The organism is Vibrio sp. 10N.222.47.A9, assembly GCF_963872585.1.
Lineage (GTDB): Bacteria > Pseudomonadota > Gammaproteobacteria > Enterobacterales > Vibrionaceae > Vibrio > Vibrio splendidus.
Genome location: NZ_CAWNBB010000041.1, coordinates 143,873 through 164,680 on the forward strand (window position 1 = coordinate 143,873; position 20,808 = coordinate 164,680).

Annotated in this window: 18 protein-coding genes; 9 read left to right on the forward strand and 9 right to left on the reverse strand. The window is 42.0% G+C overall.

The window, feature by feature from the left end; genetic code table 11:
- The first annotated feature begins 188 nt into the window (after positions 1-188).
- Positions 189-737: an NAD(P)H nitroreductase gene (locus AACT19_RS12785; RefSeq protein ID WP_004734087.1), complete on the forward strand. Its 549-nt coding sequence runs from the start codon at positions 189-191 to the stop codon at positions 735-737.
- Positions 738-852: 115 nt separating this feature from the next.
- On the forward strand, positions 853-2,814 hold the full coding sequence (locus tag AACT19_RS12790; protein ID WP_017080912.1) for a DNA topoisomerase III: 1,962 nt from the start codon (positions 853-855) through the stop codon (positions 2,812-2,814).
- A 53-nt stretch (positions 2,815-2,867) separates the two neighbouring features.
- On the opposite strand, the gene AACT19_RS12795 is transcribed toward AACT19_RS12790, so the two are convergent.
- Complete coding sequence (locus AACT19_RS12795) at positions 2,868-3,869, reverse strand: DUF3080 domain-containing protein (RefSeq protein ID WP_076646537.1); 1,002 nt, start codon at positions 3,867-3,869, stop codon at positions 2,868-2,870.
- Between the two features lie 7 nt (positions 3,870-3,876).
- On the reverse strand, positions 3,877-4,563 hold the full coding sequence (locus tag AACT19_RS12800; protein WP_017092502.1) for an SDR family oxidoreductase: 687 nt from the start codon (positions 4,561-4,563) through the stop codon (positions 3,877-3,879).
- Between the two features lie 261 nt (positions 4,564-4,824).
- On the opposite strand from AACT19_RS12800, the gene AACT19_RS12805 reads away from it, so the two are divergent.
- Positions 4,825-5,805, forward strand: a complete 981-nt coding sequence (locus AACT19_RS12805; RefSeq protein WP_076646539.1) for a histone deacetylase family protein — start codon at positions 4,825-4,827, stop codon at positions 5,803-5,805.
- Between the two features lie 106 nt (positions 5,806-5,911).
- Here AACT19_RS12805 and AACT19_RS12810 read toward each other — a convergent pair whose 3' ends face one another.
- From AACT19_RS12810 to AACT19_RS12835, 6 genes are read right to left on the reverse strand one after another with little or no spacing between them, the layout of a single operon-like run.
- Entirely contained in the window at positions 5,912-6,706 is a 795-nt protein-coding gene (locus AACT19_RS12810; RefSeq protein WP_004734080.1) for a TrmB family transcriptional regulator, read from the reverse strand.
- A 58-nt stretch (positions 6,707-6,764) separates the two neighbouring features.
- Positions 6,765-7,694 (reverse strand): ROK family protein, encoded by a 930-nt coding sequence (locus AACT19_RS12815; RefSeq protein WP_076646541.1) that lies wholly within the window; start codon positions 7,692-7,694, stop codon positions 6,765-6,767.
- Between the two features lie 4 nt (positions 7,695-7,698).
- A complete protein-coding gene (locus AACT19_RS12820) occupies positions 7,699-9,477 on the reverse strand; it encodes a glycoside hydrolase family 13 protein (protein ID WP_004734078.1) in 1,779 nt (592 codons plus the stop codon).
- Between the two features lie 15 nt (positions 9,478-9,492).
- The gene (locus tag AACT19_RS12825) at positions 9,493-10,326 is read right to left on the reverse strand and encodes a sugar ABC transporter permease (protein ID WP_017092506.1); all 834 of its coding nucleotides are present in this window, start codon (positions 10,324-10,326) and stop codon (positions 9,493-9,495) included.
- Position 10,327: 1 nt separating this feature from the next.
- Entirely contained in the window at positions 10,328-11,611 is a 1,284-nt protein-coding gene (locus AACT19_RS12830) for a carbohydrate ABC transporter permease (RefSeq protein WP_004734076.1), read from the reverse strand.
- Positions 11,612-11,620: 9 nt separating this feature from the next.
- The gene (locus AACT19_RS12835) at positions 11,621-12,847 is read right to left on the reverse strand and encodes a sugar ABC transporter substrate-binding protein (protein WP_020477191.1); all 1,227 of its coding nucleotides are present in this window, start codon (positions 12,845-12,847) and stop codon (positions 11,621-11,623) included.
- Between the two features lie 409 nt (positions 12,848-13,256).
- Between AACT19_RS12835 and AACT19_RS12840 the strand changes: the two genes are divergently transcribed.
- From AACT19_RS12840 to AACT19_RS12865, 6 genes are all read left to right on the forward strand, one after another.
- Positions 13,257-14,261, forward strand: a complete 1,005-nt coding sequence (locus AACT19_RS12840; RefSeq protein ID WP_004734074.1) for a hypothetical protein — start codon at positions 13,257-13,259, stop codon at positions 14,259-14,261.
- A 20-nt stretch (positions 14,262-14,281) separates the two neighbouring features.
- A complete protein-coding gene (gene lpxD / locus AACT19_RS12845; RefSeq protein WP_076646543.1) occupies positions 14,282-15,286 on the forward strand; it encodes a UDP-3-O-(3-hydroxymyristoyl)glucosamine N-acyltransferase in 1,005 nt (334 codons plus the stop codon).
- Between the two features lie 21 nt (positions 15,287-15,307).
- A complete protein-coding gene (locus AACT19_RS12850) occupies positions 15,308-15,709 on the forward strand; it encodes a hypothetical protein (protein ID WP_017092510.1) in 402 nt (133 codons plus the stop codon).
- 25 nt (positions 15,710-15,734) lie between these two features.
- Positions 15,735-16,217, forward strand: a complete 483-nt coding sequence (locus AACT19_RS12855; protein ID WP_076646545.1) for a glycosidase — start codon at positions 15,735-15,737, stop codon at positions 16,215-16,217.
- A 227-nt stretch (positions 16,218-16,444) separates the two neighbouring features.
- On the forward strand, positions 16,445-17,572 hold the full coding sequence (locus tag AACT19_RS12860) for an ABC transporter ATP-binding protein (protein ID WP_076646547.1): 1,128 nt from the start codon (positions 16,445-16,447) through the stop codon (positions 17,570-17,572).
- Between the two features lie 191 nt (positions 17,573-17,763).
- Positions 17,764-19,617, forward strand: coding sequence for an alpha-amylase family glycosyl hydrolase (locus AACT19_RS12865; RefSeq protein ID WP_076646549.1), 1,854 nt, complete (start codon positions 17,764-17,766; stop codon positions 19,615-19,617).
- 601 nt (positions 19,618-20,218) lie between these two features.
- Here the strand turns inward: AACT19_RS12865 and AACT19_RS12870 are convergent.
- Positions 20,219-20,623, reverse strand: a complete 405-nt coding sequence (locus AACT19_RS12870; protein WP_076646551.1) for a hypothetical protein — start codon at positions 20,621-20,623, stop codon at positions 20,219-20,221.
- Between the last annotated feature and the right edge of the window lie 185 nt (positions 20,624-20,808).

The window sequence follows — 20,808 nt, forward strand, 5'->3', positions numbered from 1 at the left end:
CAATAAGCTGAACTAGACGGGTAACTAAGCTTGGACTAGACGGATAAATAAGGCTCCTAAGTCATAGATTTAGGGGCCTTTGTTGTTTTTAGTGTCGTTTCAAATAGACAGCCGTTGAGATTTATTATCGTTTGTGTTCTGTGCTACAGTTCAATTATACAAACAATAAAAATTAGTAAGGACTTCAAATGGATGCTTTGGATCTATTGCTCAACAGACGCTCAATCGCAAAACTCTCTGATCCGGCACCTGAAGGTGTGGCGTTAGAAAATATCATTAAAGCGGGCTTACGTGCTCCAGACCACGGCGCATTGACACCATGGCGCTTTGTTATCGCACAAGGCTCAGGGTTACAGAAGCTCTCTGATATTTTGGTTCGTGCAGCACAAGCTGACGAGAGCGAAGAAGCGGTCATTGAGAAAGTTAAAAAAGCGCCGTTTCGAGCACCGATGGTGATCACTATCATCGCAAAGGTAACTGAGCACGAAAAAGTGCCCGCGTTCGAACAACACCTATCTGCGGGTTGTGCTGCGCAAGCCATGCAAATGGCTGCCGTTGCACAAGGTTTCCAAGGTTTTTGGCGCTCAGGTAAGTGGATGTTCCACCCTGAAGTTCACCAAGCTTTCGGCCTAGAAGGCGACGACGAAATCGTTGGTTTCCTATATTTGGGTACTCCGGGCTGTACGCCAATGAAAGCGCCAGAACGTGACTTCTCAAAGTTCGTCGAGTTCTTGTAAAGAAAGCTGAAGCTTGAATAATGGAATGCTAACTGTATAAACAACCAGTTTTCCTTGATTTCTAGGGGCCACATTAGATAATGTGGCCCTAATTGTTTGTAGCATCTGGAAAAACATGTCTCGTCTTATCATTGCTGAAAAACCAAGCCTAGGCCGCGCGATTGCCGCCGCACTACCGAATCCACAGAAGAAAGACCAAGGGTTTATCAAATGTGGTAATGGAGACGTGGTGACTTGGTGTATTGGACACTTATTGGAGCAGGTTGAGCCAGACGCTTATGACGACCGTTATAAGAAGTGGAACTTAGCCGATCTTCCTATCGTGCCAGAGCAATGGCAACTAAGACCTCGTAAGACGTCAAGCAAACAGCTCACGGTGATCCGAAAGCTATTGAAAGACGCGACCCAAATTGTCCATGCGGGTGACCCTGATAGAGAAGGGCAGTTGCTAGTTGATGAAGTTATCGATTACTGCAAGGTGTCTAAGGCCAAGAAAGAGTCGATGGACAGGCTGCTGATCAGCGATTTGAACTTACCAGCGGTGAAGCGTGCGCTCTCTCAGATGCGCAGTAACCGAGATTTTATTCCATTGTCTATTTCTGCTTTAGCACGCTCTAGAGCCGATTGGTTGTATGGCATGAACATGACCCGAGCTTACACCTTGCTTGGTCAAAAGGCGGGTTACCAAGGCGTGTTGTCGGTCGGTCGAGTGCAAACGCCAGTACTTGGTTTGGTCGTAAGGCGTGATGAAGAGATCGAAAACTTCATTCCGAAAGATTACTTCACTCTGCATGCGCTGATCCCTTACCAAAACAACGGCCAGAGCTTTGATATTCGAGCGCGTTGGAAACCAAGCGAAGCATGTAAGCCATGGCAAGATGAAGAAGGCCGGGTGCTCAATCGAAAACTGGTTGAGAACGTGGCTAACCGAATTGCGAATCAACCCGCGACGGTGACGGAATCAGAGCAAAAGCAAAGTAAACAAGCTGCGCCACTGCCTTACTCGCTGTCAGCTTTGCAGATTGATGCGTCTAAACGTTTTGGTATGAGTGCTCAGCAGGTGTTGGACACCTGTCAGTCGTTGTACGAGAAACACAAACTCATCACTTACCCGCGTTCTGACAGTCGCTATCTACCTAAAGATCACTACTCACAAAGAGAGTCGGTCGTGGATGCTATCGCTAACAATGCGAAAGAGCTGCAAAGTGGTGCTCAAGGTGCGGATCTTTCTCTTAAATCCAAAGCATGGAACGACAGCAAGGTCGATGCTCACCACGCGATAATCCCAACACCGAAGAAATCATCGGTGAACGGCCTGTCTGCCAACGAGATGAAAATCTATCAGCAAATCGCTCGCCAGTATCTAATGCAATTCTATCCACCAGCGGTTTTTGCCGATGCTAAGCTGGTTTTTGATATCGCTGGTGGCGTGTTCATCGCTAAAGGACGTCAGCTTATCCACCCGGGCTGGAAGGTGTTGATGGGGAAAACGGACACTGAAGAAAAAGGTGATGGTACGGATACGGTTCCTCCATTGGATAAAGGAACCGTGTTGACGTGTCGTGAAGGTATTATTGGTGATAAGAAAACCGAACCACCAAAGCACTTCACGGAAGCGACCTTGCTACAAGCGATGACAGGTATCGCGCGCTTTGTCGCGAACAAAGACCTTAAAGCCATTTTGAAAGAGACCGATGGCCTTGGAACGGAAGCAACCCGAGCGGGTATCTTAGATACTTTGTTTAAGAGGCAGTTGCTAACTCGACAAGGTAAAAGCATCCATAGTAGCCCTGCAGGTAGAGGTTTGATTAATGCGTTACCTGAGGACTCGACCTTTCCCGACATGACGGCTCACTGGGAGCATCAGTTGCAAGGCATGGCTGAACGAAACCAAGCGTATCAACCCTTCATGCAGGCGCTAGAAAGTAAGATCGATGGCTTAATGGGTAAGGTAAAAACAGGTGAAGTCCCTGAATCCCTGCGTCATCTGCCTAAAGTTGAAAGACCAGCATTCAAGCGCCGTAAAGGTGGTGGGACAAGGAAGAAGACTTACGCGAAGAAAGGCGCTAAAAGTTAATCAGTTAGAAACTGAAAGCTAACAACACCCATTATTGATATTGGGAATCAATATTAACGACCGACCTTGCGCCCACAACGTTTAAACAGCTGCTGCCAATAATCAACATGGCGGCGAGTTGATGCTCGAAAAGCTTGATGTGCATCTTGGATGGGAAAGTAATAACTGTGCAGTTCAGATTGCGCGTCAAACATCCCAAGTTGCGGGGCTAACTGCTGATAATAGCCATCCAGCTGCGCCATGTAAGGCTGAACCTTACCAATGTATTGCTGCTCGAACACATTGTTGAGATAACGAAACTTAGTGGTGTCTCGCTGCTTCCCGCAGATGATGTTGGCATCAAAAGTAGTGAGTTGCTTGGTGATGGTATCAAGCTCAACCGAAGCACGAGCCAGCGAGTAGTATAAATCCCCGAGCGTAGAGCTCTTTTCTAATACTTCTTGAACCTCAGTAGTCTTTCCCGAAACGAGCGGAACGTTTAACGCTTGATTGATATGTTCTAAGGCATCACTGGTTTGTCGTACCTGATCGCCGATATCAGCACGTAACCACTGACTACCACGCATTTGTGACTGCATGGCATCGCTGGCATAGATTAGATTCCACTGGTGCCGCGGAAACTGTGTGAGTTTCTGCTGCTCGATTTCTTTCAGTAGCTCTACGACCTCAGGGTCTAATTCGCTACTGGATAAACATTTCCCAACACCTGCAAGTAGGGCGACTTGATAATCGTAATTGCGAAACTCATCCGCGACTTTCCCAAGAACCGAATTTCTTTCTGCAATCAGATTGAACAATCCACACTGGCGAAGCTGGTAGCTGTCGATGAGACCAATAGAAAGCGAGGGCACGTCAAGCAGAAGCTCTCTTTTTCTCGGTAGGCTTTCAAATTCCCATTTCTCTTTTATCTCGTCAGCATCTTGTACTCTGGCTATCTTGGTTTGGTAGTCGTCGAACAAGTCTCCGGGGCCATCACTGAAACAGCCAGCTAGCATCACAGTCAGACAAAACAGTGTTGAGTGCTTAACTAGGTTTGAGAGAGGGCCATCATTCATCTGCGGGTTACCAATCTATTTCGCTGCCATCGAAATTGAAGAAGTGACCACTTACTTCAGTATTCGCAGACTCGATGACTTTTATAAGACCAGAAGCTGAGGTGTTGGTGTCGATCAGAGCATTAGGGCCGCCCATTTCGGTCTGTACCCAACCAGGATGCAGAGCTAACACCGTAACGCCGCTATCCGTTAAGTCGTTACTTAAGCTCTTCACAACGGAGTTTAGAGCGGCTTTGGAGGAGCGATAGATGTAGCCGCCTCCTGAGGTGTTCTCGGACATGCTACCGACTCTAGAAGACAGGCAGGCGATCTTTTTGACGTCACTAATTTCTATAAGAGGTAATAGAGTCTCGACAAGCTTCAATGGCGCAATGGTGTTGACTTCGAATACACGGCGCCACTCTTCGACATCGGTATTACCCAGACCATAACCTTTAGGACCATAGTAGCCAGCGTTGTTGATCAAGATATCAATCGACTCTATTTGCGAAGTGAGGTGGCTCACCGCTTGGTAATCGGTTATCTCTAATTGAATGCAGGTCAGGTTGCTGTTGTGGTCTGCGAGAGAGAGCAGTTCTTTTGCTGAGTTAGCATCACGATAAGTCGCGTACACCTTGTGGCTACCTTCCAAGTATTGTTGAGTCAGGCTTAAGCCAATGCCGCGATTTGCTCCAGTAATGAAAATAACGCTCATGGTGATTCCTTTTTAGTTCAATTAGTTAAGTTTGATGGCTTAACAGGAGAAAATCAACGCTCCACCAACTGGCCATTAGCATTCCTACAAAAATCATTACTGCTGCTACTGAGCCGCAGATCACCCCAAAGATGAGTATTAGGTTTTTCATTGGTGTCTCTTTTTGAAAGTTAAGTTAATGATAACTATTATCATCAATTAAGGTTGTCGCCTAGGCTGAGACTGTTATGATTTTGAGAAAGATACGCAATTAACCTGATTATGATTCCTTTAATTTACCACCCAATCTATTCGCAGTTACCTTTACCAGAAGGTCACCGTTACCCGATTAACAAATATCAGTTGTTACACAGTGCTGTTGAAGCATTAATGGATAGAGATCCTCTATGGAAGCGTCAGTTTGAAATCTTCCAACCAACGCCGGTTTCGGTTGAACAGGTAAAACAGGTTCACGATAGTGAGTATGTAGATTTGCTTGTTTCTGGTAATTTGCCCGCAGCAAAGATGAGACGTATCGGTTTCCCCTGGAGTGAACAACTTATTGAGAGAACACTCTACTCAAGTGGTGGAACCTGCTTGGCCGCTGAAATGGCAATAGAGAGTGGTTTAGCGATTCATTTGAGTGGTGGTTATCATCACGCACACCATGATTTTGGTAGCGGCTTTTGTTTGTTGAACGATCTGGTGTTAGCGGCAAAACATGCGTTGACCTTTGAACACATCGATAAAGTGCTTATCGTCGACAGCGATGTTCATCATGGTGATGGCACAGCGACTCTTTGCCAAGAGAATGACGACATCATTACTTTGTCGTTCCACTGCGACAAAAACTTCCCTGCACGAAAACCGTTGTCTGATTTAGATGTGCCGTTAAGTCGTGAAACAGAAGATGAAGAGTTCTTACGTTGTTTTGAACAAGTCACTAAGTTAGCGATTGCTCACCATCAACCTGATCTGATTATTTATGATGCGGGGATCGATATCCATCAAGACGATGAGCTGGGTTATTTGAATGTTTCGACAAAAGGGATATTTGAACGCGACTGTTTCATGATTGAATTAGCGAAATCAGAGTCTATTCCGATGGCCTGCGTAGTCGGTGGCGGATATCGAACTCAGCATCAAGATTTGGTTCCAATTCACATGCAGTTATTGAAGGCGGCAGCAAAGTTGAACGTATCTAAAACTGTGGATGCGATTTCAGATACTCGCTATTCAACCAGACTCTCTACACATAGGTAACTCCGCATTGCTGTGCGTTATATTGTGTTCATGACTTAAGAAGCGTAAGTGGTATACGGTGAGCAAACAAAAATCCGCTGATCGCTTAGCGGATTTTTAGTGCCACTTAATGTTTTTTAAGCTCGTCTAGCACCATTGAGTTATGTTGCTCATGAATGGTGTTAACACGTACACGTTTTTCTGGCTCTAAACGCTCATATTCGGTTAGATATATATCACTATGGATGTGCTCTGCAATCATTTTAACGATAAGTCTATTATTCGCATATAGGCCTACGGTTTCTTCACGATGAGAAAACATTAAGGCTAGTTTCATATCTGCCACGCACATAAAGCGATGAGAGGGGTATTCTGTCTCTTCCGTTTCAGATCGTGAGTATAATTCTATCTTCTCGTGTGGCTTCGACATTTTATTGAATGAGAAACCGATCACTCTTACACCACGTTCCACTGCATCGGATAATTCTTTTGAAAATAGGTCTAAATTAAAGTCAGTGTTGAGGTAAACCTCAAGGTTAGCCTGATTAATAATTTCTTTGGCTTTTTGCAGCAGATTCTCAGAGCCTGTGAGGTTATAGACGAATTCTTTTTCCTCTTGAAGCATCATCTTTGAAAGCTCTGTCTTGAGGATATTAATGTTCTCTACAGTCTTCTTCTCAATTTGGCTGAAAATTAAATCAGGTGATTTTGCTTCATACTCTTTTGTGTCCCCATCGGACATAAAGATATAGCCATTGGTGTAGAGATTATCTATCGATGAGTAGACAGAAGATCGCGAGATAGAGATCTCTTTTGCAATTTTATATCCGCTGGAGCGGCCATTTTTCAGCAAATTAATGTAAACAAGTGCGTCGGTTTTGGTAAATCCAAAATCCATCAATTTGGTCACTAGCTCTGACACGGGTTGTCCTCTGAAACTATTCAATGTTTTCTTCCTGCTAAGGTTACCATTCCTGCAACTATGAGCGTAAATGATTGTTGTTATTTTTTATTGCGATGAGAGAAGCGCCGTATGCAAAAAGGAATTTATCTTGCGGTAACTGAGTGATTACGGGTAAGTCACTCGTGGCGTTGTTGCGATAGAGCGCTACTTTCAAATCGTTACGTAAAGAAGGATAGGCGCTTGCGGAGCCTGATAAAATTAACTGCTTAGGGCGTAAAGACTGGATGGGCTTAATTAAGCTACGAGCCAGTTGATCGACAAAAGTTCGATAGATTCGGGTTGAGTGAGTGTCTACTTCATCAACACCATCAAAGATCTGTGAAAGAGTTCGGTCACGCAATACGACTTGGTGATACTGACGTTCAATGCCTTTCTCGGAGACAAACTGTTCGATGCATGTTTCATTTCCGCAGCGACAGATTGGTGTTAAGCCATCAACGAGCCACTGAAAGTTGGGCAGTGTTGAATGAGCCCAATTAGCACATAGTGAGTGATGAACATTCTTCATTTTATTGTAGAAACTGATCCCGCAACTATCACCAATGGTGGCACTTAATACCGTCTCATTGGTAAGGGTCTTTGAGTGTTGGAACTCAGTCATAACGGCACTTTTCGAGTGGTTGACGAGTATGCAATCACAGTTAAAACGGTTTGTTAAATCAATAGCCAATTGTGCTAGGGGTAAATGGTCGTCTTGAGAGCCGTCACGCTCTGCAGGTAGATACTCTGAAGAGTAATATTCAGAAGCACTGATACCTATTGCGGTGACTTGCCCATATCGCCAGCTAACTTGAGTGATCAGTTCAGCGAGATATTTAAATAGGCTTTGTTTATCTTCTGGCGTTTTCTGCACTGTTCGATACACCTCTTTACCAAAAGAAGTGCTTATTATTGAGTGAGTAAGTAGGGAATCAATAGAGATTCCCATAACAATCGCAGTGTTCATCAAGTTATTGAACTTTCTCGATAAGGTAGCCAAATGCTTTGATTGAGATTGAACGTCCTTCTAGCTCAATTTGCTTGTCGTGTTCGCTATTATTGAGAACAAACAAGTGCTCAGCTCGGCGATAAGCAATACAGTCAGCATCGTTTACAGATACCCAGTCTAGGTTTGGTTGGTTTAAATCGGGATTAGCCTTACGTAAAGCGATCATTTCTTTGATGAAAGCCTTAAAGTCTAAGTCGTGATTATCCACATTCCACTCCATGCATTTACGATTATTTTCACTGCCCATACTACGGCCACCATCCATACCAATTTCGCCGCCGTAATAAATACAAGGTGCACCGACTTGAGTGAACATGAATAAATACGCGAGTTTTGCTTTACGTGTATCACCTTGGCATAGAGAAAGGATGCGCGTAGTGTCATGGCTATCAAGCAAGTTAAACATCGCTTCATTAACGTTTCTTGGGTATGCCATGTACGAGGTATTTACAGCATTAATAAAGCTATGTTTATCAAACGCAGAGAGTGCAAAGTAGTCGGTAATGGCTTGGGTTAGTGGGTAGTTCATCAATGAGTCGTATTGATCACCGCGCAGCCAAGGCATGCCTTCATGCCAAATCTCACCAAGAATGTAGCAATCTGGGTTGACTCCTTTGACGACTTTTCGGAAGTCTCGCCAGAAGGCGTGGTCAACTTCATTAGCGACGTCTAAACGCCAGCCATCGATATTGAATTCTTCTACCCAGTGACGGGCTACATCTAAAAGATATGATCGGCATTCTTCGTTTTCAGTATTTAACTTAGGCATTTCAACGACGTTGCCGAAGGTTTCGTAATTGAGGTTCCAGAAGTCCCATTCCTCTTTAGGTGTATCAGGATAAACTGGGAATTTATTGATCCAGAACCAATCGGCGTATTGAGATTCCGCTCCTTTTTCAACAACGTCCAGCCATAAAGGAGATTGAGTGCCAATATGGTTAAATACAGCATCTAACATGACTTTCATGCCGCGCTGGTGGGCTTCTGTTACCAGTGCTCTGAACGCTTCATTACCGCCAAAGTGTGGGTCGACATTATAGTAATCAACCGTGTCATATTTGTGGTTGGCATTGGCAGTAAAGATAGGGCACAGATATAAGCCATTTACGCCCAGATCTTGTAAGTAATCGAGTTTTTCAATTACGCCCCACAAATCTCCACCCATAAAGTTATCCGATTTAGGCTCGGTTCCCCAAGGTTGGACATTGATAGGCGATATGTCAGGTCGACCATTTGCAAATCGTTCAGGGAAAATCTGGTACCAAATGGTATCTTTCACCCAGTTAGGTGTTTTCAATACATCGCGTGGGTTGATGTATGGGAAACAATAAAAGTTACTCAAATTACTGAGTTCTGTTTCTGCTTTTTTAGGTTCAGATAAATCAGCGCATCGTTTTTCACCGAAGAGAATCTTTTCTCCATCTTTACCGTATAAAATAAACCCGTAACGGCTCCGGCGTTTTGGCGGCTTAAACTCTGCAAACCAGTGGTCGTGGTGCTCAGTTTCACCTTCGTGAATCATTGCTACTTCGTTACCACCTACCCAACCGTGGGCATCGCTTCCTCCTAAATTACCACCATCAAGACCGCCTTCAGCCCAATGGTAAGGGTCGCCTATCCACAGGGAAACACGTTCAATTTCACCTTTTGCACTACGTAATCGCAGGTGCAGTGTTTCATTATCATAGGCGTAACTGTCCGCACTCTTTGCCGAGTGTGTAAGTGAACTTCTTGTAATCATGCTGTATTCCTAGCGTTATTCTTTTACTGCACCGCTGACGAGACCAGTGGTGATGTGTTTTTGTGTTGCAACGAATAGCAACGTGATTGGGACGGCTACCAACAAAGAACCTGCGGCAAATAAGGTGAAATTTTCAGCGGAGTTCGATGAAATCCAACTGAAGATACCAATTGCGAGAGTCATTTTTTCTTCACTACGCAAGATTAGCGTTGGCAAAATGAAATCCATCCATGGTCCTGTAAATGAAACTAAGCCGACAAAGACAAGGATAGGTTTGGCTAGTGGTAAAATGATTTCTAAGAAAATCGTCATATGACCAGCGCCATCAATTTTGGCCGCTTCATCTAATGATGTTGGGATAGCGTCGAAGTAACCTTTCACAAGCCAAATCATGAAGGGAAGGGAGCCGGTGACGTAAACAAACAGTAAGCCAGCGTAAGTATCAATTAAGCCCATTTTGGACAATAAAATGTAAATAGCGGTCATTGATAGAAACGCAGGGAACATCTGTAAGACTAAAATACTCATCATTACGTTCCGTTTACCCTTGAAGCGGTAACGTGAGAATACAAACGCCGAAATGGTTACCACGATCAGTGAAATGATCATATTGGCGGTTGCTAGGAAGAACGTATTTTTGTACCACTCAAAATATGGCGTGTCGGTAAAAAGTGCTCGGTAGTGGTCAAGAGTAAATTCCATCCCAGTAAACGATGAGCTAAATAAGTTATTACCCGCTTTAAATGACGCCATAACGGTCCAAATTACCGGTCCAAGTACTAACAACGCATTGGTTATTAGGAAGAGGTAAACGATAGCTGTACCGATTTTTCCAATAAACTTATCCATGTTACATACCTACATCGTCTTTAAAGGAATTCATGCGGCGGAACTGCCAAATAGCAATACCAGACAAGAATAAGAAGATGACAATTGAGATAACAGAAGCAATTTGGTACTGCTGGAAATCTAATGTCAGTTTGTAGATCCAAGTGATCAAGATGTCGGTGTGACCAGCAAATCGATATTCAGGGTTTATTGGACCACCTTCGGTTAATAGGAAAATTGCACCGAAATTATTGAAGTTATGGGCAAAGGTCATCACTAGAGATGGCGCAACTTGGTGTAATACCATAGGCAAAGTTATTTCCCAGAACTGCTGGAGTTTATTGGCTCCATCCACTTCACTGGCTTCGTAAAGGTCCTCGGGAATATTCGTTAATGCACCTGCGATAAGTAGCATGAAGTAAGGTGCACCGACCCAAACACTGACTGCAATAACCGTGATTTTTGCGGTAAATGGGTCAGATAAGAAAGCGACAGAATCTAGCCCCCACGAATTCAATACCGCGTTAACCGGACCAATACCATTCAAAAGTAGGCGGAACATCAACAAGGTCACAAAGGCTGGAATGGCATAAGGAAGAATGAAAACAAAACGCCATGCTTTCTTTGCTTTGATATTTTTGTTTTGCAATGCAAGCGCCAACAAAAATCCAAAACCGCAAGTACAGATAGTGGCAAAAAACGCCCACATCACAGTCCAAGATGCCACGCCAAAGAAGGTGCTTGACCAAATTTTAAGCTCAAATAAGGCAAAGAAATTCTTAAAACCAACCCAATCAACCAAATTCCTTGGTGGAATATGATGAGGCGCAGAATAGTTAGTAAATGACACCATCACAGTAATGATGATCGGCATTATGATGAAAGCAATACTGGCTACAAAAGCAGGGGACAGCATGATAAATGCGAATTTTTGGTCGTAAATATCTTTGATCTGTTCACGTAAAGTCAGGTTGGTTCTTTGGGTTTCTTTTGCATCTTTAACGTTGGCTAAATATAAGCAAATGAATAAGAAGCTATAGAGTAGGGCGATCACTCCTTCTACCAGCATAAATACTGAGTTGTCGCCTTGGGTGATCGTAAAGCCTTTACGCACTTGAGCTACGTCGCCTAAAGTTACTAACCCTTTCAGCGAAGAGAGTAGCTCAGGGAAAACCAGTAACGTAATTAGCTGCATTGCTAAGAATACGCCACCTTTCACCCAGTGACCTTTTAAGAGTTGTGTGCTCCCCATTATGAGGAGAGCAGCAGGCACTCGTGGTGCCGGCTTAGTCTCTGATAACAACATAGATCCTCTTTACTCTTGGAGTTCGATCTGTTCTTCGATAATTGAGCGAGCTCGGTCTAATACGTCTTTTGGTGACTTATCGTTTATCCAAAATGCCGTAATTGCACTTGCCATTGGCGACCAAATGAACCCCATCTCAGGTACTGAAGGCATAGCGTCTGAATAGAAACCTTGAGTGATAATAGCGTAAGTTGCTTCGTCAGCATCGACGATAATCTCTTCCATAACGGTTGGAACTGGCGGGATAGCTTGAGCCATTTCGTAACGTTTCTTGAGCATTTTGTCAGTCGTGAGGTAGTCAGCAAATAATTGAGCTGCTCTTGGGTATTCAGTATAGGAAGAGACAACTGCAAGCCTAACTGTTGAGAAAGTACGAGGTTGCTGACCTTCTAATTTCGGCATAGGCACAACTCCAAAGTTTATACCTGAGTTTTTATAACCTTGAATCGCCCACGGACCATCGATAATCGCGGCAACTTTACCTTCGCTAAATAAACCACGGCGAACTTGCGGGTTACGCATATCAATAGGGTTAGAGTCATTAGCAACACGCAGTTTCTTCATTGCCTCTAAACCTTGTTGAGCCTTTTCAGAGTCAATGCCGATATCTTTTGCATCCGTCCCGTTTTTACCAAACTCATAAGCGCCATAGAGTGTGACGAACATACGTGACTCGTAGTAATTTTGGATATCCCAAAGTAAGGCGTACTTATGCTCTTTTTTACTATTGAAGGATTTTGAAAACTCAATGAGTTCCTCAAAGTTTTCAGGCGCTTCAGGCAGTAGGTCTTTGTTATAGAAAAGAGCCGTTGTTGCGAAGCTGACAGGGAAGCCATAACTGCCGCCTTCTGCTTGTGACGCACTGATAGCATTTTGCATGAATGTGCTATTGATTCGGTCTGCAGAGACTAGATTTTCCATTGCGCCACCGGCAACAACTAAACGCCCCAGTAGGTCATGTTCAATCTCGGCAACGTCAGCAACACGCGCTGAGCCACCATCCTGAATAAGTCGAGATGCCGAATCGATGGGTGCAAGCCCTCTAAATGAGAACTTAATATCTTGGGCGAAATCTTTGTTGAAAGATTCAGCTGCATATTCCATGTAATCGACAGTTGATTTATCTGTCCAGATTAATAGCTCTGCACCGCTTTCTGGCACAATTTCTTCAGCACAAGCAAATCCTGATACTAAAGCTGCAGCCATTAACGTTGTCGTAAATAGATTTTTCTTCATATCCACACCGCACAATCAAAGTAGTAGTTCATAAGATACTACTAGGTTATGTCTCGACCAAAATATGTCAATACGAATTGAGTGGAATAGAAGCGTGTTTGTGATTTGAATCACTATATTTACAGGTTTAATAGTATTGTGGCTTGTTATGTAGGAAACCAGGTTAGCTAAGGAATGGCAGCAAGAACTAGGCTCAATTTGACACTTAGATTAATGAAAACCCTACTATTCGTGATGGTGGTCAATTATTTCCATAGCTAAAGGTGACCAATGTCTCATATATCATTTCTATAGGAAGAAAAATAAAAATAAATGCAGAACAATAATTAGGCGTTCAACGTGAACTACTAAGATTCGTGGCCAGAATTATTAGAAAATAACTCCATTGCCGGATTAATAAGGAAATACTGTGAAACGAACAATATTGTCTGTAGTGATAGCTAACACCCTACTTATTAGCACCACTGCACTAGCAAGCGACCGAGGCTTTGCACCTGAAGATACTTTTTTTGATGAAGCTATGCAGTTTGGCGGGCACGTTGGATCATCAGTTGAGTATGAATACAAAACGACTACCGACTGGGCGAAGTGGGGAGGGACTGAATCTACTGAGAAAACTAGGACTCACGAAGTAGTAAGTTTGTTCTACAAAAATGCTAAGTGGAACATGTCGGCTCTGTATGCGTTTAAATTGGAAGACCGTAAGAAAGAACAAACGGGATACAGTGAAACAGAAGATGGTTACAAACATCTTTTATCACTGAACAAAGGTTTTAACATAGGCAGTGGCTGGGCGACTGGTGCGGTCTATGACATCGAATATACAAGAAGCCAGATATATAGCACGGCAGGTGTTAATGGATTACGCCATACCACAACAGAACACAGTTTTAGACCATACTTAACCTACTGGAATAATGAATATGGTGCTGGTTTCTATTCAAACCTTGAATATTTATTGAATGATGAAGATAAGAGTGCGTGGGGCACGATAAAAGAAGAGGGATATAGTTTACTCTTCAAGCCATATAAGCGTTTTGGTAACTGGGAAATGGGCGTTGAGTTTTTCTACCAAATTAAAGAAAACGACGCAAACGGAAATAAAGTTAGCGACTTTACTGAAAAATACGCTGAGCCAATTGTTCAATACAGCTTTGATGATGCAGGCACAATGTATGTGCGAGCGCGTATCGGTGAAAACGAAACGAATGGAATTGGCAGTAACGATGATTACTTCAAAGATATTCGTAAAGCGACAGTAGGCTATGAGCAAGCTGTAGGTGACGATTGGCTAATGAAAGCTGAGTATGAATGGGCGAAAGATACTGAAACATCGAATGCTGCTCAATATGCAGGTGATGAAAAAGTGGTTGAACAAAACACCCTCTTCTTACAAGCTTTATACCGCTTTTAATAAATAGTAGGTCGAACATCATGATAAAAGTTTCAGAAATTGCTCAAATCCTTGGTGGCAAAGTAGTTGGTGATGAATCAATTGAGATATCAACGATTCGCCCAGTATCAAGCGATGAAAAAGGAGGGTTAGCGATAGTATTTGCTAAGTCAGATCTTAAAGGGCTTTCTGAAACTTTAGCGGATGTCATTGTTGGACCAAAAGTTGTGCTTGAAACTCAAGCCAAAACGAAAATTATCATTGATGAGCTTGATGCCGATAAGCTCAATCAACTAATGCGTTTTTATAAAGTACATAAGTATCAATTATTTGATCAATGCAATACCTCTGATACTCCAGATGTCTATATTGGAAAGCACTGTCAAATAGGTGAAAACTGCCACTTTATGCCCGGTGTGAAAATCATGAACGGCGTGACGATAGGTAATAATGTCGCCATTCATGCCAATACGGTTATCAAAGAAGGGACCGTGATCGGTAATAACGTGACTATCGATTCCAATAACTCGATAGGTAATTACAGCTTTGAATATATGACTGGCAAGTTAACACGCTATGAGCGCGTAGAAAGCGTTGGTCGAGTGATTATTCAAGACGATGTTGAAATTGGATGTAACAACACTATTGACCGTGGCACCTTAGGCAACACCGTGATTGGACGAGGCACCAAAATTGATAACCTAGTGCAAATAGGTCATGACTGTAAGATTGGGCAGCATTGTTTATTAGTTTCTCAAACGGGTTTCGCAGGGCACACCATCCTTGAAGATAACGTGATTGTACATGGTCAAGCTGGCACTGCTGGGCACCTCACGATAGGCAAGAACTCGGTTGTTAAAGCGAAATCAGGTGTGAGTCATTCTTTCCCAGAAAATAGTGATCTGTTTGGCTATCCAGCAAAAGACGCACGTTCGTATTATAAGAACTTAGCCATGCTTAATAAATTAACAAATAACAGCAAGAAACCTAGTAGTAATGAATCTGCTAAGAATAAGGGGTTTATCGCAAGGTTTTTAAAATTATGAATATTATTAAGTGACAATTTTATGAACGAATCAATTAATATTGTTGATGCTTATATAAGAGATAGTATTGAAGGTGTGTATTTAGAGTTAGGTGATAACTCTACTTTAAATATTCCGCCTCATCATCAAGAATGCTTGTCTAACTATATTAACGAAAAAGTTAAGTTTGGTATTCGACCTGATTTTATTTATCTAGCGGATGATAACGATAAATTGAATACCGTAGAAGGTCAGTTTACTGAGTTACAAAAACAGGATAATGGCTATAACCTTATTTTTAATATTGAACATAAATTGTTTGTTTCAAAGGTTAGAAATAAAGTTTTGAATACCAATGATATTGGTAAATATTTTAACGTGAACTTTGATACTTACTTTAGTCATATTTTCGACCATGACACGAAGATGAATCTGACTATTTAATGATTAGAATAATAAGGAATTTATAATGAAACGTACTCTGCTGCTTACTGCTCTTTTGTCTTCTGCATTAATGGGGTGTGCAAGCACTTCAGACGCTCCCGCTATTGAACAAAGTCTTGCTACTGGTCCTTTTGCTGACTGTAATCTAGCGAGTGTTGAAGACCGTGGTCCAATTCGTCCTTCACTGTTTGTGATTGGTACTTTCCCTGATGGTCAGTGGATGCACATGGATAACCGCCAGATGTCTCATAAAGGCAATGGTATCTATCAAGTCGTGAGTGAAGAAAAAGCAGGCAATGTAAGCTTACAGTTTGCAACCATGAGTTGGAATCCTCAATTTACTGCTGCAGGTAAAGAGATGGAAGTAGGCTATGAAAAAGAACTAAAACGTGGTGGTTTTGCTAAAAATACAACGGTAAATATCCCTGAAGATGGGAAGTACTTGTGGAGTATTGAGATCAACAAGGATAAGAAACCAGTACGAGCACTTATAAAGGCGTGTAAATAGCATTATTTCCGTTGAGAGTACTAATAGACGTTCAAAGTCGTTCGGTCCACCTATAAGTTATACTTAGTACTCTCTTCTTTTGCCTATTTAGCGAGTGTTTTTACTCTGTAGAATCACTCGCTAAGTGGAACTATTCGCTAAATAAACAGTTTTAATTTTTTGAATAAGCGATACCAAGTGAGCCTTATTTTTACACTTGAGTATATAACCCGTATGCGGAGTATCAAATGGCAACAGTTAGCCTACGCAAAGTAGAAAAAGAATACGACAATGGTTTTAAAGCTGTACATGGAATTGACTTAGATATTCATGAAGGTGAGTTCATGGTATTTGTGGGTCCATCTGGTTGTGCTAAGTCAACCACACTGCGCATGATAGCGGGTCTTGAAAGTATTTCAGGTGGTGATATCCGTATTGGTGATCAAGTCGTTAATGATTTACCTCCTAAAGATCGTGGCATTGCAATGGTGTTCCAAAACTATGCGCTTTACCCGCATAAAACGGTTTTTGACAACATGGCCTTTGGTCTAAAGATGCAGAAAAAGCCGAGAGAAGAAATCAAACAACGTGTTGAAGAAGCGGCTGAAAAATTAGAAATTACAGATTTGCTTTATCGTAAACCGAAAGAAATGTCGGGTGGGCAACGCCAGCGTGTAGCTGTGGGACGAGCGATTGTGCGTAAACCTGATGTATTCTTATTTGATGAACCGCTGTCTAACCTTGACGCCAAATTGCGTGTTTCAATGCGAGTTAAAATTGCTCAACTGCACCAGTCTTTGAAAGAAGAAGGCAACCCAGCAACAATGATCTATGTGACACATGATCAGACGGAAGCGTTAACGCTAGGGGATAGAATTTGTGTGTTAAACCAAGGCAACATCATGCAAGTCGACACTCCTTCCAATCTTTATAATTACCCAAAAAATAAATTTGTAGCTGGCTTTATTGGTTCACCAGCAATGAACTTAGTGAACACAACCTTACGTAAACTTGGTGACGATATTTACGTAGAACTTGCACCTGGTGCCCAAATTATTATCCCTAAAGATAAGCAAGAGAAGTTGCTTAACTACATAGATAAACCAGTGTGTTTAGGCATTCGACCTGAGCATATTGATTTAGCTAACGATGATGAAACGGTGAATGTTCACCCAGGTGAATTAACCGTCGTCGAAAACTTAGGTAATGAAAAGTATTTGTACTTTAGAATTGGTAATAATGAAATTGTTGCTCGTGTTAATAATCAAACCATTACAACCTCGGATATTGGCAGTAATGTGAGGTTTAATTTTGATTCAGGGTTCTGTCATATATTTGATTCAGAAACGGAAGAGAATATAACCTTGTTATATTAACTACCCTTAACGTCATTTAAATAATCCCTAAATATACGTAGGGGTTATTTTTAGTAAAAAGTAAAAAGTAAAAAGTAAAAAGTAAAAAGTAAATCAAGATTATTTAATACCGATGTAACCATCCAAGATTTTGTTTGGAGGGTTTGCTGTACCCCTAATAACCATTTATCAACGTAAAATAGGACAAGATGATGAAGAACAAGTTAGTGCTCTTTTCAGTATTGCTTGCTTCCTTGCCTGCTGCTGCAGATTGGAATCAAGCTTATTTTCGTGGAACTGCAAATAATTGGCAAACAGAAAGCATGGTTAAAGTGAAAACTAACCATTGGCAAATAGTTAAAAAATTTAACACAGGGGATGGCAGTAACCCCCCAAGTTTCAAAATCGACCGTTTTGGTGATTGGTCAGAAAATTACCCACTAGCTAACTTCGTTGTTGATCCTAATAAAACGTATGAGATTAACTTCTACGCTGATACCAACAGTGTTGTAGTCCATGAAAAACTAGCTTTTGATATGCGTGATGAGACGATGTACTTCGTCTTTTTAGACCGTTTTTCTGATGGCGATTCTGCAAATAATACCGGTAATAATGCTCAGACTTACTCTGCAGACCGATCTGATTATAAGAAGTATTTTGGTGGTGATATCAAAGGGTTGTTAGGTAAGTTAGATTACCTAAAAGATATGGGAATTACTTCTATTTGGATTACCCCGCCTGTTAATAATGTCGACCAATTAAACAAAGATGGTTCAGCTGGTTATCATGGTTACTGGGGACGTGATTTTTTCCAAGTGGATGAGCATTTAGGCACAATTGACGATTTCCGCGCTCTTAGCCAAAAAATGGATGAGTATGACATGAAGTTGGTGCTGGACTACGCACCAAACCATTCTAACCCCAATGATGAAAATGAATATGGTGCGTTATATAAAAATGGTGTGTACCAAACTAACTTCGATGGCGATACTGAAAACTGGTATCACCATAATGGTGGAGTGACGAATTGGGATGATTATTATCAAGTTCGAAACCACAACTTATTTAATCTATCCGACTTTGACCAAAGTAATGAGAAAACCTATCAATATTTAGTTGAAGGAGCAAAGTTCTGGATTGACCTCGGTGTCGATGGCATTCGTATTGATGCGATTAAGCATATGGATAAATCTTTTATTCAACGCTGGACTGGCGACTTAAACAATTACGCAAAAGCTAAGGGTAAGCCTGGTTTCTACTTCTTTGGTGAGTGGATGGATGCAGGTGCCACGGCTACGGGTATTAATGCTAAGTCGATTGATTTTGCTAACACATCTGGCTCTGCACTATTAGATTTTGGTCTACGTAATACGATAGAAGACGCGCTGTTGCGTGCCAATGGTACTGGTATGTACGCGATTAATGAGTACATGAAAATTCGCGATACTAAGTTTACATCGAGTGACTGGCAGGTTGTATTCTTAGATAACCATGATGCTCCGCGTTTATCTACGGTGCTTCGTTCAGACGCAACTAATTTCGGGCCAGGTAAAGATAAATGGGGCGGTCGCCAGAGTGTTCCATTCGCTCAAGATCGTATTGAGTTAGGTTTAGCTCTTATTATGACTTCTCGCGGTGTCCCTTGTATCTACTATGGCACTGAACACTATGCTGCGAACTTTACGACCAATGGGTTTGGACAAGTAGGTAATGACCCATATAACCGTGAAATGATGCCAAGTTTTGATACTAATACGCCGGCTTATCAAATGATTAAGAAACTGAGTAAATTGCGTAAAGAAAGTTATGCGATTCAGCAAGGCTCTTACATTGAACGTTGGGTAAGTAATGATGTTTTAGTCTATGAGCGCAATGCTGGGGATGATGTTGTTGTCGTTGCCATGAATTTAGGTAACAGCACCTCTGTGAATGCCATTAACCTAGGCTTAGCGAACGGAACTTACGATAATATTTTAGGTGGTGATCAAGTTGTTGTGACGGATGGTAGTGGCACATTTAACTTGGAGCAGAATGAAGTGGTGGTGTTGAGAACACTTCAACAGTAGAAAATTAATAGCAGGTTAAAACTAAACGCTAGCAATGAATGTTGCTGGCGTTTTTTTATGGGTGATTTCTTGATTGATGTACAGACCATAAATCGAGTATTGAGCAGCTCAGAGTGAGTTTTATCATTTAGCTGGGTCTTAGAAGGTACAAGTGGTAACTGAGCGGCTATAGCTACTTAGAGGCGGCATATTGGAATGACGTAATGTTTCAAATACAAAAAAGCCGCTGATTTCTCAGCGGCTTTCTTTAATGTGGTGGAGGGATAGGGATTTGAACCAAACGCCCGCAACAAAAAATGAGATTTTACCGTTTATTATCAATAACCTGCATCTGGATAACTAAGCATTGGTTATCAATTTAGTATGTCAATTGACATTACGCCCTTTCTTGGAATACTTCAAGAAAAAGCTATGAACTGAGTTTTTGAAACTTCAATTGGAGAAACACTGATTACTATGTTGTGGGATATTCTGATGGTTTATCAAATGGTAAGTTATACTGAATATCACACTGCCAAGCAAACCACACATGTTATGTGCGTACTGCTACCTTCATAACATAGAACCCCACCATGCTGGTGAAATGACATCGACCAACTGACTACTCAGTGTGCGGCATGTCTGCTCTTTCCATTGGCGTTGTTATTTGTTCTACCAGACGCTTATTTTCCTGGGTCAGCCAAGCAACTTTGTTCTCTGCACCGCTAAGATTCTTCTTAAAAAGACGATGGTTAACTGCAAATTTACTATTATCACTTCTGAGTGTATCTAATTGATTAATAAATTTATTTAATAAATTTTGGCTAATTATTTGTTCGTCTTTCCAAAGTTCTCTGGTGTCAGTAATGACTGTGCTACAACGGAATGCAGGATGCGAGCAATAGTGTGTCGTCGAGGGGTATAATGCTCGAATGGCCTGTGTTTCCTTAACCAATTTAACTTTTCTTCTCCAATAAAATTCAATACCTTCACACCCAAACACGATAGAGTTGCTCACTTGGAACATAACAAATTCGTGTTTCTGGTTAATGTCTGATCGAGCATCTTCGACGATAGATAAGTGTTCAATCAGGTTCAATATCTTTTGTGACTAGGGTTTGGCGCGATTAGATCACGTCAGTGAACCAAGTGCGATCCCGCCCTAGGGTACTCCGTGGTTTCTGTATCTACATGGCTTTGTTGCGTAATTCA

What these genes read in the sequence shown, in the direction of transcription:
- AACT19_RS12855 (WP_076646545.1), top strand. Translation starts at nt 15,735, where the DNA reads ATGAAACGTACTCTGCTGCTTACTGCTCTTTTGTCTTCTGCATTAATG.
- lpxD (WP_076646543.1), top strand. Translation starts at nt 14,282, where the DNA reads ATGATAAAAGTTTCAGAAATTGCTCAAATCCTTGGTGGCAAAGTAGTT.
- AACT19_RS12830 (WP_004734076.1), bottom strand. Translation starts at nt 11,611, where the DNA reads ATGTTGTTATCAGAGACTAAGCCGGCACCACGAGTGCCTGCTGCTCTC.
- AACT19_RS12790 (WP_017080912.1), top strand. Translation starts at nt 853, where the DNA reads ATGTCTCGTCTTATCATTGCTGAAAAACCAAGCCTAGGCCGCGCGATT.
- AACT19_RS12815 (WP_076646541.1), bottom strand. Translation starts at nt 7,694, where the DNA reads ATGAACACTGCGATTGTTATGGGAATCTCTATTGATTCCCTACTTACT.
- AACT19_RS12860 (WP_076646547.1), top strand. Translation starts at nt 16,445, where the DNA reads ATGGCAACAGTTAGCCTACGCAAAGTAGAAAAAGAATACGACAATGGT.
- AACT19_RS12870 (WP_076646551.1), bottom strand. Translation starts at nt 20,623, where the DNA reads ATGTTCCAAGTGAGCAACTCTATCGTGTTTGGGTGTGAAGGTATTGAA.
- AACT19_RS12785 (WP_004734087.1), top strand. Translation starts at nt 189, where the DNA reads ATGGATGCTTTGGATCTATTGCTCAACAGACGCTCAATCGCAAAACTC.
- AACT19_RS12825 (WP_017092506.1), bottom strand. Translation starts at nt 10,326, where the DNA reads ATGGATAAGTTTATTGGAAAAATCGGTACAGCTATCGTTTACCTCTTC.
- AACT19_RS12800 (WP_017092502.1), bottom strand. Translation starts at nt 4,563, where the DNA reads ATGAGCGTTATTTTCATTACTGGAGCAAATCGCGGCATTGGCTTAAGC.
- AACT19_RS12795 (WP_076646537.1), bottom strand. Translation starts at nt 3,869, where the DNA reads ATGAATGATGGCCCTCTCTCAAACCTAGTTAAGCACTCAACACTGTTT.
- AACT19_RS12820 (WP_004734078.1), bottom strand. Translation starts at nt 9,477, where the DNA reads ATGATTACAAGAAGTTCACTTACACACTCGGCAAAGAGTGCGGACAGT.
- AACT19_RS12835 (WP_020477191.1), bottom strand. Translation starts at nt 12,847, where the DNA reads ATGAAGAAAAATCTATTTACGACAACGTTAATGGCTGCAGCTTTAGTA.
- AACT19_RS12850 (WP_017092510.1), top strand. Translation starts at nt 15,308, where the DNA reads ATGAACGAATCAATTAATATTGTTGATGCTTATATAAGAGATAGTATT.
- AACT19_RS12865 (WP_076646549.1), top strand. Translation starts at nt 17,764, where the DNA reads ATGAAGAACAAGTTAGTGCTCTTTTCAGTATTGCTTGCTTCCTTGCCT.
- AACT19_RS12805 (WP_076646539.1), top strand. Translation starts at nt 4,825, where the DNA reads ATGATTCCTTTAATTTACCACCCAATCTATTCGCAGTTACCTTTACCA.